This window comes from Idiomarina sp. (assembly GCF_048265525.1).
GTDB lineage: Bacteria > Pseudomonadota > Gammaproteobacteria > Enterobacterales > Alteromonadaceae > Idiomarina.
The window spans coordinates 17,634-33,022 of the sequence record NZ_JBLXBI010000007.1; the positions used below are offsets into that span (position 1 = coordinate 17,634).

Sequence of the window (15,389 nt, forward strand, 5' to 3'; positions counted from 1 at the left end):
GGGTTAACCTTTTAATTTGGAGAACACATCTTCCATACGGCTGGTCAGGGTGTAATCTATGGTGGAGCTTTCTGTGGTAACCCGGCAACCGCCGCGTTCCAGTAAATCGTCTTTATTTAGCAGCCAGCCTTTTTCTTTCAGCTCATCTTCGCTGAATGTGCTTTGCAAAATAGCTAAGTCTTCTTCATTCAGATGAATAATGACTCGCTGATCAGTAACCGGTAAGACCGCAATAGCTTCGCGCACGGCTTTGACGATGAGTTCTTTTGAATTAGCAGCGACATCCAGACAGATGACCCGCGTCAGCTCAGTGACCATATCAATTAGCTCGTCCTGCACCGCTTCGGTGATACGTTCATTCGGATGAGACAAACTCTGCAGCAAAACGTCTAACTGCTGCTGTTGCTCCTGCATGGCCTCTTTACCAGCTTCAACACCCTGTTGCTCACCCGCTTCAAAACCATCTTTTTTGCCAGCTTCGTAGCCTTCGTCATAGCCTTTTTTAAGGCCTTCATTACGGCCTTCGTCAAAACCTTCTTTATGGCCTTCCTCTCGTGCAGCCTGGCGAATTTCTTCCAATTGTTCTGCGGTAAGAGGCTTAAGCTCTTCTTCCTGCTCGTTGTCCGCTTCCGGCGGTTCATATTGCCAGCGCCGGGGCTTGTTTAACGCGTTTACCTGAGAGCCCTGTTTAAGCTCTTCCGAGGTCATGTCAGGTAAATCCCAAAGCTGGGTTGCGTCTTTATCATCCGTCATTATGCGTTAAACCCTTATAGGAATTCGTCACCGCCACCGCCGCCAAGCATAATTTCACCTGCGTCAGCTAAACGGCGCGCCGCTGCCAGAATATCTTTCTGCGCGGCCTCTACATCACTAATACGAATCGGCCCCATAGCTTCAAGGTCATCACGCAGCATATCGCCGGCACGTTTCGACATGTTCTTGAATATTTTCTCCTGAACCGCGTCGTCCGCACCTTTCATCGCTTTTTGCAAAGTTTCACCTTCAACTTCACGCAGCAAGGCCTGAATACCACGGTCGTCGACTTCCACCAAGTTTTCGAACACAAACATCAAGTCCTGAATACTCTGGCTCATCTCTTCGTCCTGCTCGCGAATAGAGTCCATCAACTGACCTTCGATGTTGGTATCCAGGTAGTTCATAATATTGGCTGCCGCTTTCAGGCCGCCCATCTTCGCCGCCTGAGCACCAGCCTGACCGGCAAATTGTTTTTCCATAATTTCGTTCAGTTCCTGCAAGGCTGCTGGCTGAACTTCTTCTAAGTTGGCTATTCGCATCATTAAGTCCAGACGCACTTTGTCCGGGAACTGCGCCATAATTTCGGCACTTTGCTCGGGATCAAGGTAAGACAGGACAATGGTCTGGATCTGCGGGTGTTCGTTACGAATAATAGTGGCTACCTGTTTAGAGTCCATCCACTTCAGTGAATCAAGACCTTTAGAGCCGCCGCCCATAACAATCTGTTCAATCAGGTTACCAGCTTTGTCTTCACCCAGAGCAGAGGTCAGTGCCTTACGCACAAACTCTTCACTCTTGAAGCCAATATTGGTGAACTTCTGAATGTCTTCCAGGAACAAATGATGCACAGCGTTCACTTTGTCCTGGTTAAAGTCTTCCAGGCTCGCCATTGCCATACCCACTTTCTGCACCTGTTTAGGTTCCAGGTGTTTCAGAATCTGAGCCGCATCTTCTTCCGATAAGCTAAGCAGTAAAATAGCCGCTTTTTCAACACCTTCTAAAGTGTCGACATCAAACTCAACCTTACCGCGCTTGGTTCTAGTATCTTGATCAGGCATCTTCGTTCAACCACGCTTTAACCACTTGTGAGGACAGCTCAGGCTCGTTGGCAACCAACGCGCGAACCGCTTTTAACAAGTCTTCATCTTTGTGCAGATCCGGTAATTGCAGGCTACCATCAGCCCCAAACCCAACTGCACTCTCATCAAACTGTGAGGATAACAGATCAATGGTTTCATCGCCCATCGATTCCTCATCGGAAAACGCATCGGCATCATCTTCCACACCCGATTCCGGATTCATCAGTTTCTTCAGCATTGGACGAACCACCGCCAGAATCAATACCATAATAACCAGTGCGCCCATCACCAGACGGAAAGCTCGCCAAAACCATGGCTCTTCCCACACAGGCGTCTCGCCGGCACCTAAGTCAGGCAACTGCGCGAACGGTACTGATACGACTTCGATGCTGTCACCACGATTAATATCAAAGCCTAAACCACCTTGCAGCAAACGGCGAATATTTGCGATTTCTTCAGCGCTACGCGATTGCGTTTCGCCTTCGCCCGCTTCATTGGTTATTGCTTCATGGTTCACCGCTACAGAAACACTCAAGCGCTTAATAGTACCGGTTTGGTTTCGTGTATAGGTGACTGAATTATCAAGCTCATAATTACGGGTTGCTTCACGGTGGCTGCTGCCATTAGAGCCACCACCTGCAGTTCCCGCTCCGGCTTCTTCCGGAATGTCAGACTCTAAAGGTGGTTGATTTGTGAGTGCTCCGGGAATACCACCAATTGCGCTACCAACAGAGCGATTTTCAACCGTCATTTCACTGCGAATAGCCGGCATATCAGGGTTAAATTGACGCTGGGTTTCTTCACGCTGAGTAAAGTCCATAGTCACGTCAACCTGTGCGGTATAGTTGTCGTAGCCCAGCACTGGAATCAAAATACTGTCTATTTTTTCTAAGTAGGCCTCTTCACGTTTTTGTTCAATTTGATACTCACGCGAACTTTTAGCCGCCAGTGCACTTTGCGAACCAGAGTTAAGCAGACGTCCGGCCTGGTCAGTGACCGTTACATGCGCAGTATTGAGTCCGGTCACCGAAGAGGCAACCATGTCAACAATAGAGGCCACTTCTTCTTCGCTCAGCGAGGTTCCGCCGCGCACATTCAGCATAACCGATGCTTTGGGTTGTTTTTCCCGGCGGGCAAAGACATTTTCTTTAGGCACGGCAAGCAGAACGCGGGCGGCAGAAACCTTTTTGATTTCTTCAATAGCACGCGCTAACTGGACTTCACGGGAATGAATAAGACGCTCACGTTCCAGTCTCTGACTAACGCCAAAGCCGGGTTCGCTCATTAGTATTTCTGAGCCATTATTGGTCGAATTACCGTAATCAACACCAGCACGGGTCAACTGCAACTTAATAGCATCGTAGTTTTCTTCCGGTACTGAAACCGTATTGCCTTCCACCTGGTATTCAATGCCGTTTGCATCCATGTAGTCGAGGGTACTGATCAACTCCTGAGTTTCTAACTGACCCAATGGACGATAAGTTGATTCCTGTGCCCACAACATAATAAAAACAGCAATAGCAACACAGATAGCCAGCGCCAGCACGACAATGACCTGACGCAGCATGTCAAAGTTGCCTAGCATTGTCATGATGCCGGTTTTCTCACCGCCGTCATCGTTACCTGAACTGTTGTTATCAGGTAAGTCAGTATCTTGTACCATTAAATCTGTTGATTCAGCCACGACTTATATCTCCAATGATGCAGCGGTTATACCGGCATTGACATTATTTCTTTGTACGCATCAACAACTTTGTTGCGCACCTGAACCGTTGCCTCGAACGCTATGCTCGCTTTCTGGCTGGCAATCATGGTTTGCTCCAGGGTGACATTCGGGTCACCGAGTTCCATGCGAGTTTTTAAATCACCTGAGGTTTGCTGCAGTTCGTTGACGTTATCCATTGCGCTTTTCAGCATATTGGAAAAATCAGCCTGAGAGGTATTGCCTTGCAGGGCGTTCACATTCGTAGGCTGATCACGCTGGGAAGCCTGCGTGGCCATCGATTGTAACTGTTGATAAAGTGCGTTTGCTTCCACTTTCATAATTAACCCCGTCAAAAATTCATCACTGACTTTATTTAAGGTTAGTTATGCAAACAGAATGCCAACTTTTGACCGCATCGGTAAGATACAAAGAAAAGCCCTGAGAAACAGGGCTAATGGTAATGACGGAGGTGTTTAGGTACAGCGTTAAGAGCCAGTTAGAGTCAACCCCTGCTCGCGTATTTTCGCCAGCTTGTAACGCAAAGTACGTGGGCTAATACCAAGCTCATCGGCGACAGGTTGACGTTTTCCCTGATGGCGTTGCAACGCCTCTTTGATAATTTGGTATTCCTGATGGAAAAGTGACTCATCGAGGTTTTCCGACTTATCTTCAGGCGTCTCCACTTGTTCCGGAAACACGCTAGCGGCTTCCACCGCGTCATTCAGTTCCAGCATAAGATCCTGTGGCTGAATTTCTCCATCGCGATGCAACACCAGAGCTCTTTGCACTACATTTTCCAGCTCCCGAACGTTGCCCGGCCAGGAATAGCGCATTAACTGTTGAACTGCTGCGGCGGAGAAATTGACCGGCGTTTTAATACCGGAACGTTGTTTATGTCGCTGCAATAAATTTTCTGCCAGAGGAACGATATCCGCAGGTCGTTCACGTAGAGACTTCCAATGCAGAGGAAACACGTTTAGCCGATACATTAAGTCTTCCCGTAATAGCCCTTCGCGCACCGCCTGTTGTAAATCTCGGTTAGAAGTTGCTATTAATCGGACATCCAACTGTATGGTTTTACGCGAGCCCAGACGCTCCACCTGCCGCTCCTGAATAACCCGTAATAACTTAGCCTGCAAGTGCATAGCCATTTCAGTAACTTCATCGAGCAGCAAAGTACCGCCCTGAGCCAGCTCAAACTTCCCTGGCGATGACTGATTCGCGCCGGTAAAAGCGCCTTTCTCATAACCAAACAACATCGATTCCAGCATGTTTTCGGGTATGGCTGCGCAGTTAATTGCAATAAAAGGCCCGTCTGAACGGTCAGAATGCTGGTGAATGTAACGCGCCAGCACTTCTTTACCAGTACCACTAGGCCCAGTGACCATAACGCTCGCTTCACTACCCGCAACTTTTCGTGCCATAGCCAGCACGGCCTGGCTGGAATCTTCTTCTGCGACCGGCTCAATATCGTTAATTGCACCGTCGGGTAAATAACGCTGCACCAGTGTTTGTAGCTTTTCAATTGAAAACGGCTTAGTCAAATAATCGACAGCGCCTTCACGCATAGCAACGACTGCGTCATCCACCTTTGCAAAGGCCGTCATCATAATAACCGGAATGTCGTATTGCTGATTATTCATGCTACGCAATAACTGTAAACCATCAATTCCCGGCATTTGCACATCGCTGATAACCAGCGCCACTGACTCTTTTTTCAGAATAAGTAAGGCTTCTTCGCCATTAGCTGCTTCCAGGCACTGACAATCAGCCAGTTCCAGCGTATCGATAATTGCTTCACGCAGCGATACGTCATCTTCAACAACCAATACTTGTCGCTCAGCCATAACTTACCTCTTTCATTCTATTCTCTGACCACTCATATACCGGCAGTACTAAGGTAAAACGACTGCCTTCATTTGGCTGGCTTTCCCAGTCAATTAAACCGTTGTGTGCTTTTATCACAGTTTGGACAACCGCCAGACCTAAACCGGTGCCGTTCGATTTTTCAGTAAAAAACGGAGTGAATACACTGTCTTGTTTTTCAGCCGGAATGCCGCAACCAGAGTCAATAACAGAAACTTTCCAGTTGCCATCTTCCACATCGGTTTTTAGTAGAACTTCCTGTCCGGGCGGGCTGGCATCAACAGCGTTGTTAACCAGATTCTGTATTGCCCCGACCAGTGCGGTCTGATTGGCTCGCAACACCACACCAAAGTCAGGATCAATACAATTAATTTTAACCTGATGCTGCTCTGCGTAACTTTCTGTGTTCATCAGAACTTGCTGGATAAGGCTATTAGTACTGAGTTCTTCCAGCATGGGTTGCTCACCGCTTTTGGCAAACAACAACATGTCGTTGACCTGTTGTTCCAGCGAATGCAGACGCGACAATAACTTATCGGAAAAACGCTGTTGTTTGACCGCAGAAATACTCCCCTGCTTGAGGTTTTGCGCATAAAGAATAGCTGCAGACAGTGGTGTTCTTATCTGATGTGCCAGCGAAGCTACCATTTTGCCCATCGAAGACAAACGCTGCAAATGACTGATGCGGTTTTGCAGACGCCGCGTCTCGGTCAAGTCAGTCAAAACAATAAGCTGTCCTGGCTTTTCATTAACAACTGAGGTGTCTAAACGAACCCGGCGCCCGTTACGCAAAGACACTTCGTGCCAGTCATCCGCTTTAGGAGCAAAGAGTTCACTTACCAGCTCACGCCATAAAAACTTTTTCAGAGGGTGTCCTAAAAGGCTCGTGGCATTGTCATTGCAATAATCCACGACTCCATGACTGTCCAGTAAAATAACAGCGTTAGGCATGGCATCAATAATTTGATGGTAGGTGGCCATACTGACATCTCCAATTAACAACTATGGAGAAGTTAATGCAAAATAGATGCCAGTATAATTTTCTTTATATTCAACGAATTACGTTGATTTAGGGTTGTCAAAAGACTGACACAAGGAGGTCTAATCTTTCTGGATACCGTACTTTTTCATTTTCTCAACTAAGGTTGTGCGGCGCATACTGAGTAAATCGGCCGCTTTAGCAACTACCCAGTCAGATTTATCCAGTGCCTGCGCTATCATCCCCGTTTCTATTTCGGTTAGCATATCTTTCAGATTAACGCCGTCATCGGGCAATTCAGAGTCGATAGCACTATGCGTCTCGTCATCAGGTTCTTCGTCTGTCTCGCTGAAAATGGCACTAAGCGCCTCGCGCTCAAGCATTTCTTCGGGATAATCCGGGGTTGGAGCATCATGTTCAACATGCTGATACTTAGGCGGTAAATCGGGCACATCAACCAGGCTGTCGGGGTGCATTATGGTCAAGCGTTCTATCAGGTTAGTCAATTCCCTTACGTTGCCCGGCCAGCGATGATAGGACAGCGACTCCAAAGCTCGTTCGGTAAAACGTACCCCGACGCCCCGCTCCTTTTTAAAACGCTGGGTCAGTTCCTGCAGCAGTAAAGGCACGTCTTCCTGGCGTTCGCGCAGAGCCGGAACCTCAATAGGAAAAACATTCAGGCGGTAATACAAGTCTTCACGAAATTTACCGTCAATAATCATCTGTTCAAGTTCGCGGTGAGTGGCCGCAACCACTCGTACATCGGCAATAATGCTTTTACTGCCGCCCACGCGTTCGAAGGTGCGCTCTTGCAAAACTCGCAACAGCTTTACCTGCATGGGCAACGGCATATCGCCAATTTCATCAAGAAACAAAGTGCCACCCTGAGCCAATTCGAAGCGACCTTTGCGCGCGCCTATAGCTCCGGTAAAAGCTCCTTTTTCATGCCCGAATAATTCACTTTCTAATAAGTCGCCCGGAATTGCACCGCAATTTACCGGCACGAAAGGCCCGTTACTACGTCCGGACAAATCATGAATACCGCGGGCCACGACTTCTTTACCCGTGCCAGATTCCCCCAGAATCAAGACATTCGCATCAGTCACGGCTACCTGCTCGATCAGTTGACGCACATGCTTCATTGTACGCCCGTTACCAACCAGGGTTTGCTCCAGCTTACCTCCGCCCGGATGTCGCTTTCTTGCCGCTTTAACCGGCATTTGCTGATGATAGGCCTGACAGTAATGCAGCATGTTTGACAAGCTGGAGTAATCGAAAGATTTTTCCAGAGGGCCTATGACATTCGCTTTCTGTAACGCGTTATGCGGGTCATCACTGGCACAGATAAAAGGTAGGTGCGGCGCATCGCCGGCTAATTTATGCAGGTTTTCAATGCCATTACCGGCGATCACACAGAGTGCCTCTGCAGCGCAAAGCTTTAGAGTGTCTGAGGGAGATATGACTTCAACGGTTTCACCAATAAAGGTCAACACCGTTTCAAAATGCTGACGACGCTCTGGTTGCTGTTCAATCAGGTAGACTATTCTTGTTTTTGTCATAGACGAGTTTACCGCAACGTCCTATTCCACATTTCCTAACACAAACGTTTCACCAGCACTGGACAAATACCACTGTTCTTGTCCATCGACAGTCCTTGACTCTGCGTGTGAAACCCACTGATAGAATACATTGCGATGTACTCTCGCTGTTAATCCTCGTTGCATCACAATGTAGGGCACGCCGTTTTTCATTGTGAGAGAATGCTCAGAGCTCAATACCAGAGTATCACCGATGTTGGTGGTTAACAGTAATAATTGCTGACCATTCTCTTCTAATTGACGCCAGTCAACGACAACAAAGGGCGTATCTTCAACCGTGATCTTAACTTTTTCGGCAGGTGTTATTAAAAAATACTCACCGTCTTCAACCACTAAAACGGACGCAAAGAGTTTGACCAATGCGGAGCGTTTTATCTGGCTGCCCTGATAAAACCAGTCACCATTAGAGGCAATTCGAATAGGGATCTCACCACAATACGGTGGATCCCACAACTCGGTTGGCGCATGTTGGTGTTTTTCTAGTTCAGCAATTAATTGGTTAAGTGACATAAATCGAAACTTAGTCGACCAACTTTTTCTGTCTCAGTAGATACCAAAGCGTTGCTTCAGTACGATTTGATACTTTAATGGCTTTGAATATTGCCGACAAATGCACACGAATAGTGCCTTCGGTAATACCCAAAATGTTTGCAATCTCTTTATTTGAAAGCCCCTGAGCCAGCAACTGCATTATTTCCAGCTGACGTGGTGATAAAAAGCTCTCTGCTCCACTGGACTTGTCTCTTGGTTCATTCAAATGAGGGTCATCAGGAATGTGACGGTCGCCATTCAGCAAAGCCCGAATAGCCAGTTTAGCCTGCTCAGCTGAACTGTCTTTTGGCAAGTAGCTGCGAACTCCGGCAGCCAGTACCTGACGAACTTCCGAAATCGAGCGCGGGCGCGTAAACAACACAATATGCGTACGTGGAGCCACTTTTTTCAGGCGTTGCAGCGCAGGTCGAATTTCGGCGTCTGGTAAATCCATTTCCAAAAAAATCAAATCATAATCATCGGCCGATAAATAACTCTCAGCAACTTCAAACGACTCAGCTTCATATATCGAAGGCTGATTCGCGTAGTTTGTGAGAATTTGTATAAGACCAGCGCGCATAAAAAACTGCGGGTCAATAATTAGAACTTTCATCTTGAGATCCAAAATAACGCTTATTCAATTAACTTTTAGCATACCGAAAATATAACAGACAGCAAGTTTTTTACGGACAATACCGATTTTGAAAAAGCTAATGTTAACTTAGTTAACAAAAAATTCAGCCAACGCCTAGTCGCTTGTACAGTAAAAACGCTATAGTGTTGCCTAAGTTATTTTCTACGGAGTTTTATTGTTATGCGACGTATTACCTGCCTGTTTATCGGCCTCAGCTTATCGGCTTCAGCCATTGCCGACACCTTGTATACCAACATGAAAGGCTACACGCTTACCAGCCCTGCCGGCGAACAAGCGGTGTTGCAGCAGTTTTCGACCATGCTGGTTGAACATGGAAAGATTCAGGCCATTGGTGGTAACGCACTTGCTGAGCGATTCACCGAAACTGAACAAACCGTTGATATGCAGGGAAAAACCGTTCTTCCGGGGTTAACTGATGCCCACGGGCATATCCAGAGCCTGGGCACCAGCTTATTACAGGTGGACTTGCGCGACACCGAATCGGTTGCCTCCGCAGTTAAAAAAGTTCATACCTATGCTGGCGAGCAGCCAGAAATGGAATGGATAACCGGCCGTGGCTGGAATCAGGAGCAATGGCAACAGAAAACGTTCCCCAGCGCGGCACATCTTGACGAAGTGGTCACTGATCGTCCGGTTTGGTTAATACGCGTCGATGCGCACGCTGGCTGGGCCAACAGCGAAGCTTTGCGCCGTGCAGGAATAGATAAGGACACAGTAGCACCGGAAGGCGGTGAAATTGTTCGTGACGAGCAAGGCAACCCGACCGGGGTACTGGTCGACAATGCAATGCAATTGGTTGAAGATATTATTCCCGAACCATCGCTTCAGCAACAACGTGCCGCTTACGAGCTCGCTTTTGAGCATTTAATTAAATTGGGCATTACCAGTGTCCATGACGCCGGTATTAATGCTGACGAAATTTCCGTTTACAAAGGGTTGCACAATCAGGGCCGTATGCCTCTCAGAGTCTATGGCATGATAGCTGCTACGGAACCTAAACTGGCGCAACTTTTGGCAGAAGGCCCATACGAAAGTGCTGACCAGAAACTGACAATTCGTAGCGTTAAAATATACGCTGACGGCGCTTTAGGCAGTCGCGGAGCGGCTTTGCTGGAAGACTACAGTGACGACCATGGGAACCATGGCCTGATGGTCACTTCAGAAGAGAAAATTCGCGACCTGTACGAACTCATCATTCCTCATGGCTTCCAGATAAACACTCACGCTATTGGTGACCGGGCAAATCGTGTTGTACTGGATAATCTGGCAGAAGTTTATAATGAACTTGGTGGTCGCAATTTACGTAACCGCATAGAGCATGCGCAAATTGTGCATCCGGACGATCTAAAGCGTTTTAACAAACTCAATTTAGTTGCTTCCATGCAGCCTACGCATGCCACCAGTGACAAAAATATGGCAGAAGACCGTCTTGGCGCGGCGCGTATGGAAGGAGCTTATGCCTGGCAAACACTGCTGGATCAGGGCACGGTCATTGCTGCCGGCTCGGACTTCCCGGTAGAACTGGCTAACCCGTTTTACGGACTGCACGCAGCGGTAACCCGACAAGATCGTGATGATATGCCAGCCGGAGGTTGGTATGCTGAAGAGAAAATGAGTCTGCAGCAAGCGCTGCGCTCATTTACCATAGATGCCGCTTACAGTGCCTGGCAGGAAAAATCTCTGGGCTCGCTGGAACCCGGTAAATGGGCCGACTTTATTGTCGTAGAGCAAGACCCATTTGCCGTCGATTCAAGTAATATCTGGCAAACTCAGGTTGAACAAACTTACGTTGCGGGCGAGCGAGTTTATTAATAGGGACGCATAAGTATGAACGATGACTTTCTATTTTCTGATGACGAGCCTGATATAGCGGAAGAAGAAGTATCGGAACCGTATAATATTCTCATTGTCGATGACGACGAAGAGATACACACCATTACCAAAATGGCGTTAGGTGAATTTAAACTCGATGGTCGTCCGCTGAAGTTTCACTCGGTTTATTCCGGTGCAGACGCTATTGCGTTTTTACAGGACAACAGCGATATCGCCATGATGTTGCTGGACGTAGTAATGGAAACCGATCACGCCGGACTCGATGTTGCCCAGTGGGTGCGCGAAACCCGGAAAAACAGGTTGATACGCATTGTTCTGCGAACAGGCCAGCCGGGCCAGGCTCCCGAAGAAGATGTCATTGCCCGTTATGATATTGATGACTATAAAGAAAAAACCGAACTGACGTACCGCAAGCTGGTTACTCTGATGTATTCCTGCTTGCGTGCTTATCGTGACTTAAACGCTATTGAGCGCAACAAGCGTGGGCTGGAGAAAGTCATTAACGCGTCGGCAGAAGTGTTTTCTGCCCGCTCAATGCAAGCCTTATGTCAGGGCATACTGGAGCAACTCGTCGCGTTAATTACTCTGTCTGACGACGCCATGTATTGCCGCATTGACGCGCTGACCGCCAGCTCGGACACTGACGACCCGTTTGAAATTATTGGCGGCACTGGCGAATATGAAGGGGCTGTAGGCCAACCCGTACATGGCGAAATTGACTGGGATATTGTCCGCCCCATGCAGCAAAGCCCGCAGAATGTTGATTTTCGTATTGTTGACGGTAATTACTACGGTCTTTACAAAACCAGCAGCTCGCGCCAGTACTTACTTTTTATTCGTGGTGTCAGGGACTTATCTGAGCTGGATCAAAATCTGCTCGGGCTTTTTGTGAATAATAGCTCCATTGCTATAGATAACCTGCAAGCCACAGAAAACGAGCGGGAAGCACAACGGGAGCTGCTTTATAGTGTTGGTGAAGCCATTGAGAAACATTCTATTGATGAGATTAGCCACCATGTTAAACGTTCTGCCGAAATGGCTGGCCAGCTGGCGATATTCTCAGGCGCAACGCAAGAACAGGCCGAAGCGTTAAAACAAGCTGCATCCGTTTATGATATCGGTAAAGTCTCGGTGCAAATGGAGTTAGCTCAACGTGCCGACGTATTGAGTATCCACGAATATGAAGAAATTATGCAGAAAGTCATTCAGGGCCACGACTATTTACGCCAAACGGACTCAGCAGTAGCTAAAGTCGCGGCTCTTATTGCGCAGGATATTCATGAACGTTGGAATGGTTCCGGCTTTCCCAGTCAGAAATCGGCAAAGGCAATTGACCTTAACGCCCGAATTCTGAGTATTACCAGTCACTTTGATGCACTGCGAACGCAGCGCAATTATCGTGATGCAAAAGAATCTGAGGATGCCGCAGATTATCTATTACAGCACAGCGGTAAGTTCTTTGATCCAGAGCTGGTGGGACTTATGCTGGATAATCTGGATGCGATGGAAAAAATACGTCAGCGCTTCCTGGACAAAAAACAGGATACGCACCTTTAGTCCATTAAGGAGAGGTCATGGATTTACAAGCAATGCGCCGGGAATATGGCTTAGGTAGCCTGCACCGTGAGCAACTGGAAGCCGACCCGGTAAAGCAATTTGAAAAGTGGATGCAGCAGGCAATAGACAGCAACTTATTAAGTGACCCTACCGCCATGACACTGGCAACGGTGGATGCTGAACACATGCCCAGCCAGCGTATCGTGCTGCTTAAAGGTTACGACCATACCGGCTTTCGGTTCTATACCAACAAAAATAGCCACAAAGGCCAGGACATAAGCGAGAACCCTCAAGTTGCTCTGCACTTTGCCTGGCTACCCTTAGAGCGGCAAATTAGTATTATTGGCAGCGCAGTGCCACTTGATGATGAAGACAACGACCGATACTTTCACTCACGTCCGAAAGAGAGTCAGGTTGCGGCGCTCGCGTCACAACAAAGCCGCCCGGTAGAAAGCCGCGACGTGCTGGAAAGCCACTATCAGTCACTACTGAAAGACTATGAGAACACCGAAGTTCCGCGTCCTCAAAGCTGGGGCGGCTACTGTGTTCATCCTAAGCAATTTGAATTCTGGCAAGGCGGTCAACACCGTTTGCATGACCGCTACCAGTACAGCAAAGACCGCGAAAACTGGCGTATTACCCGTTTACAGCCTTAGGCAAATCGACACCACAGAATTCGGCGCAGCGCTGCAAAACTTTTAAAGTAGCGCTGCTGTAGGAAACCCCCTGTTGCAGCTGCTCGCGTTTGCGCTGCTGTGCCGCTTCTCCCGGAATACGCACCGGTTGCTCAGGGACCGCAGGGGCACTTTTACGGCTGTCGGCTAATAAGTCATCCACCTGCTGTAAAAATTTCTGCTTTTCACCAAAGGCTTCGGGATCAATCACTTGTACCCATATCGAGTTAGCATCACCATCGTCACTGCCCTGTCTGCGACCATACTGACTTAGTGCCATGGACCAAATTTCACTGAACAACGTCAGCCCGTAGCCTTTATAACCCAATTGTTCGCCGCCCAGAGGAGCTATTGAACTGCCCGGTGACTCAAAGAAGGTTAATGGATCATCCGTCCACTCGCCGTCGGGCTTTATTAAAGCTTTATAAGGCAAACGGGTACCGTTAGCTTTAGCCTGACGCACCTTGCCGGCCGCCGTCATAGAGAAGCTGATATCAAAGAGTAAAGGTTCCTTCGAGCTTGGCACCCCAACCGCAAAGGGGTTAGGTGAAAATACCGCTTCTTTACCACCAAAAGGCGCAACCGCACGTTGTCCGGGAGTCGAGCACATTAAGCTCACCACCAGCCCCTGGTCTGTAGCAATGCTTAAATAAGCCGCGAGCGCCGCAACATGTTGGCTCCGGCGTACAACAACGGTACCCGTACCAGCTTGCTCAGCCATCTTACAGGCTGCATCAATAGCCTGCGGCACCACGTAAGGTCCGGGCAAAAACTGCGCGTCCCAGTTAGCTACCGCAGCACGCTCACTTAATACCACAGGCTGCCCTTTTGCCAGGCTCTTGCCGTCACGCAGCCATTGGCAATTGTTCAACAGGCGAATTAAACCATGGGTACTAAAACCCAGTAAATCACCTTCCAACAGGTAATAACTTACATTGCGCGCGACCTCCCCCGAAGCCCCCGCCTCGGTCAGACAAGTTCGCGCCCAGTCCGATAATTCTGAATAATCAAAACGTACAACATCAGTGCTCATGAAATTTCCTCTTGGTCACGGCCTGCAGGTCGTTTAAGCTACGCATACGACATTATCAAGGAGTAGAGATTGTGTCATCAGCTAACACAATAAACCGCATTGCCGTTATAACCAGTGGTGGCGATGCCCCGGGCATGAATGCCGCTATCCGAGCCGTTGTTCTGGCCGCGGAGAACTATGGTATCGAGGTCATGGGCTTTCGTCATGGCTATGAAGGACTCTTAAATAACGACTTTGTAAAGTTAGATCGCAAAGACGTTGAACACATATTGCAGTATTCGGGTACTATTATTAAAAGTGCCCGCAGCGAGCGCTTTAAAAGCGAAGAAGGCGGACGGGAAGCCGCAACAAATTTAGACGCTCACCAAATTGACGCCTTTATCGTTATTGGCGGCGACGGTTCATTCCGTGGCGCTGAGCATCTGGCTGACTTCTGGAAAGGTCCCATTGTCGGCATTCCGGGAACCATAGATAATGATCTCTTTGGCACGGATAACACTATTGGCTATGACACGGCAGTAGAAACCGCCATGGACGCGTTGGATAAAATCCGCGATACCGCCGAAGCCATGGATCGTGTCTTTATTGTCGAAGTTATGGGGCGCAACGCCGGTTATATCGGTATTAGCAGCGCTATGGCCTGTGGTGCGGAGCGAATGATTCTGCCCGAGCTGCAGAAGGACAAACCATTAACGGTTGATGCGCTGGTTAAGCACATTGAATCAGTACAGCGTGTTCGCGGTGACTCGAGCTACGTAATGGTATTATGTGAAAACCAATGGCCCGGTGGTGCAGTTCGACTTGCGGAACAGTTAGAAGATCGTCTTAACTTACCTTGCCGTCCCTGTTTACTTGGGCACGTTCAGCGAGGTGGTCGGCCTACTGCAATGGATCGTATTTTAGGAACGCGGCTGGGTGTGCATGCGGTTGAACTCGTTCGCCAGGGGAAAACAGCGGTTATGGCCGGTGTTACAGCGAATGAGCTAAGCGAAACACCATTAACTGACACCTGGACAAAACGTAAAAAGCTCAGTGAAGAGCTCATCAACATTCAACAAAGTCTGTTTAACCCGATCAAAAAAGATCGCAATAAATCGACTCAGTAAGAGAGGTCTGTAACGAT

Annotated in this window: 14 protein-coding genes; 4 read left to right on the plus strand and 10 right to left on the minus strand. The window is 48.3% G+C overall.

Annotated elements, in window-relative coordinates:
- Positions 1-3: 3 nt before the first annotated feature.
- The 9 genes from fliH to ACN0TF_RS12845 form a co-directional block, all read right to left on the minus strand.
- Entirely contained in the window at positions 4-753 is a 750-nt protein-coding gene (fliH, locus tag ACN0TF_RS12805) for a flagellar assembly protein FliH (protein WP_417442245.1), read from the minus strand.
- A 14-nt stretch (positions 754-767) separates the two neighbouring features.
- The gene (fliG, locus tag ACN0TF_RS12810; RefSeq protein WP_011234450.1) at positions 768-1,814 is read right to left on the minus strand and encodes a flagellar motor switch protein FliG; all 1,047 of its coding nucleotides are present in this window, start codon (positions 1,812-1,814) and stop codon (positions 768-770) included.
- A complete protein-coding gene (gene fliF, locus ACN0TF_RS12815; protein WP_417442269.1) occupies positions 1,807-3,498 on the minus strand; it encodes a flagellar basal-body MS-ring/collar protein FliF in 1,692 nt (563 codons plus the stop codon). Before fliF ends, fliG begins: the two co-directional genes overlap by 8 nt.
- Before the next feature lie 47 nt (positions 3,499-3,545).
- Complete coding sequence (gene fliE, locus ACN0TF_RS12820; protein ID WP_342487952.1) at positions 3,546-3,878, minus strand: flagellar hook-basal body complex protein FliE; 333 nt, start codon at positions 3,876-3,878, stop codon at positions 3,546-3,548.
- Between the two features lie 147 nt (positions 3,879-4,025).
- Complete coding sequence (locus ACN0TF_RS12825) at positions 4,026-5,387, minus strand: sigma-54-dependent transcriptional regulator (RefSeq protein WP_417442246.1); 1,362 nt, start codon at positions 5,385-5,387, stop codon at positions 4,026-4,028.
- Positions 5,380-6,387 carry a sensor histidine kinase gene (locus tag ACN0TF_RS12830; RefSeq protein WP_417442247.1) on the minus strand — a complete coding sequence of 336 codons (1,008 nt, stop codon included), beginning with the start codon at positions 6,385-6,387 and terminating at the stop codon, positions 5,380-5,382. Before ACN0TF_RS12830 ends, ACN0TF_RS12825 begins: the two co-directional genes overlap by 8 nt.
- A 120-nt stretch (positions 6,388-6,507) precedes the next feature.
- A complete protein-coding gene (locus ACN0TF_RS12835) occupies positions 6,508-7,944 on the minus strand; it encodes a sigma-54 dependent transcriptional regulator (RefSeq protein WP_417442248.1) in 1,437 nt (478 codons plus the stop codon).
- A gap of 21 nt (positions 7,945-7,965) precedes the next feature.
- A complete protein-coding gene (locus tag ACN0TF_RS12840; protein WP_417442249.1) occupies positions 7,966-8,493 on the minus strand; it encodes a DUF1285 domain-containing protein in 528 nt (175 codons plus the stop codon).
- Positions 8,494-8,503: 10 nt separating this feature from the next.
- Positions 8,504-9,127 (minus strand): LuxR C-terminal-related transcriptional regulator, encoded by a 624-nt coding sequence (locus tag ACN0TF_RS12845; protein ID WP_034818127.1) that lies wholly within the window; start codon positions 9,125-9,127, stop codon positions 8,504-8,506.
- A 201-nt stretch (positions 9,128-9,328) separates the two neighbouring features.
- Here ACN0TF_RS12845 and ACN0TF_RS12850 point away from each other — a divergent pair, with 201 nt between their 5' ends.
- The 3 genes from ACN0TF_RS12850 to pdxH are packed head-to-tail and all read left to right on the plus strand — an operon-like array spanning position 9,329 to position 13,215.
- Positions 9,329-10,981 (plus strand): amidohydrolase, encoded by a 1,653-nt coding sequence (locus tag ACN0TF_RS12850; RefSeq protein ID WP_417442250.1) that lies wholly within the window; start codon positions 9,329-9,331, stop codon positions 10,979-10,981.
- Between the two features lie 15 nt (positions 10,982-10,996).
- Complete coding sequence (locus ACN0TF_RS12855; protein ID WP_417442251.1) at positions 10,997-12,559, plus strand: DUF3369 domain-containing protein; 1,563 nt, start codon at positions 10,997-10,999, stop codon at positions 12,557-12,559.
- A 17-nt stretch (positions 12,560-12,576) separates the two neighbouring features.
- Positions 12,577-13,215: a pyridoxamine 5'-phosphate oxidase gene (pdxH, locus tag ACN0TF_RS12860; protein ID WP_417442252.1), complete on the plus strand. Its 639-nt coding sequence runs from the start codon at positions 12,577-12,579 to the stop codon at positions 13,213-13,215.
- On the opposite strand, the gene ACN0TF_RS12865 is transcribed toward pdxH, so the two are convergent.
- Entirely contained in the window at positions 13,196-14,266 is a 1,071-nt protein-coding gene (locus tag ACN0TF_RS12865) for an Ldh family oxidoreductase (RefSeq protein WP_417442253.1), read from the minus strand. The two genes, pdxH and ACN0TF_RS12865, sit on opposite strands and share 20 nt — an antisense overlap.
- A 71-nt stretch (positions 14,267-14,337) precedes the next feature.
- Here ACN0TF_RS12865 and ACN0TF_RS12870 point away from each other — a divergent pair, with 71 nt between their 5' ends.
- Entirely contained in the window at positions 14,338-15,372 is a 1,035-nt protein-coding gene (locus ACN0TF_RS12870) for an ATP-dependent 6-phosphofructokinase (protein WP_417442254.1), read from the plus strand.
- The last annotated feature ends 17 nt before the right edge of the window (positions 15,373-15,389 follow it).

What these genes read in the sequence shown, in the direction of transcription:
- ACN0TF_RS12825 (WP_417442246.1), bottom strand. Translation starts at nt 5,387, where the DNA reads ATGGCTGAGCGACAAGTATTGGTTGTTGAAGATGACGTATCGCTGCGT.
- fliE (WP_342487952.1), bottom strand. Translation starts at nt 3,878, where the DNA reads ATGAAAGTGGAAGCAAACGCACTTTATCAACAGTTACAATCGATGGCC.
- ACN0TF_RS12850 (WP_417442250.1), top strand. Translation starts at nt 9,329, where the DNA reads ATGCGACGTATTACCTGCCTGTTTATCGGCCTCAGCTTATCGGCTTCA.
- ACN0TF_RS12835 (WP_417442248.1), bottom strand. Translation starts at nt 7,944, where the DNA reads ATGACAAAAACAAGAATAGTCTACCTGATTGAACAGCAACCAGAGCGT.
- fliF (WP_417442269.1), bottom strand. Translation starts at nt 3,498, where the DNA reads ATGGTACAAGATACTGACTTACCTGATAACAACAGTTCAGGTAACGAT.
- fliH (WP_417442245.1), bottom strand. Translation starts at nt 753, where the DNA reads ATGACGGATGATAAAGACGCAACCCAGCTTTGGGATTTACCTGACATG.
- fliG (WP_011234450.1), bottom strand. Translation starts at nt 1,814, where the DNA reads ATGCCTGATCAAGATACTAGAACCAAGCGCGGTAAGGTTGAGTTTGAT.
- ACN0TF_RS12855 (WP_417442251.1), top strand. Translation starts at nt 10,997, where the DNA reads ATGAACGATGACTTTCTATTTTCTGATGACGAGCCTGATATAGCGGAA.
- pdxH (WP_417442252.1), top strand. Translation starts at nt 12,577, where the DNA reads ATGGATTTACAAGCAATGCGCCGGGAATATGGCTTAGGTAGCCTGCAC.
- ACN0TF_RS12840 (WP_417442249.1), bottom strand. Translation starts at nt 8,493, where the DNA reads ATGTCACTTAACCAATTAATTGCTGAACTAGAAAAACACCAACATGCG.
- ACN0TF_RS12830 (WP_417442247.1), bottom strand. Translation starts at nt 6,387, where the DNA reads ATGGCCACCTACCATCAAATTATTGATGCCATGCCTAACGCTGTTATT.
- ACN0TF_RS12865 (WP_417442253.1), bottom strand. Translation starts at nt 14,266, where the DNA reads ATGAGCACTGATGTTGTACGTTTTGATTATTCAGAATTATCGGACTGG.
- ACN0TF_RS12845 (WP_034818127.1), bottom strand. Translation starts at nt 9,127, where the DNA reads ATGAAAGTTCTAATTATTGACCCGCAGTTTTTTATGCGCGCTGGTCTT.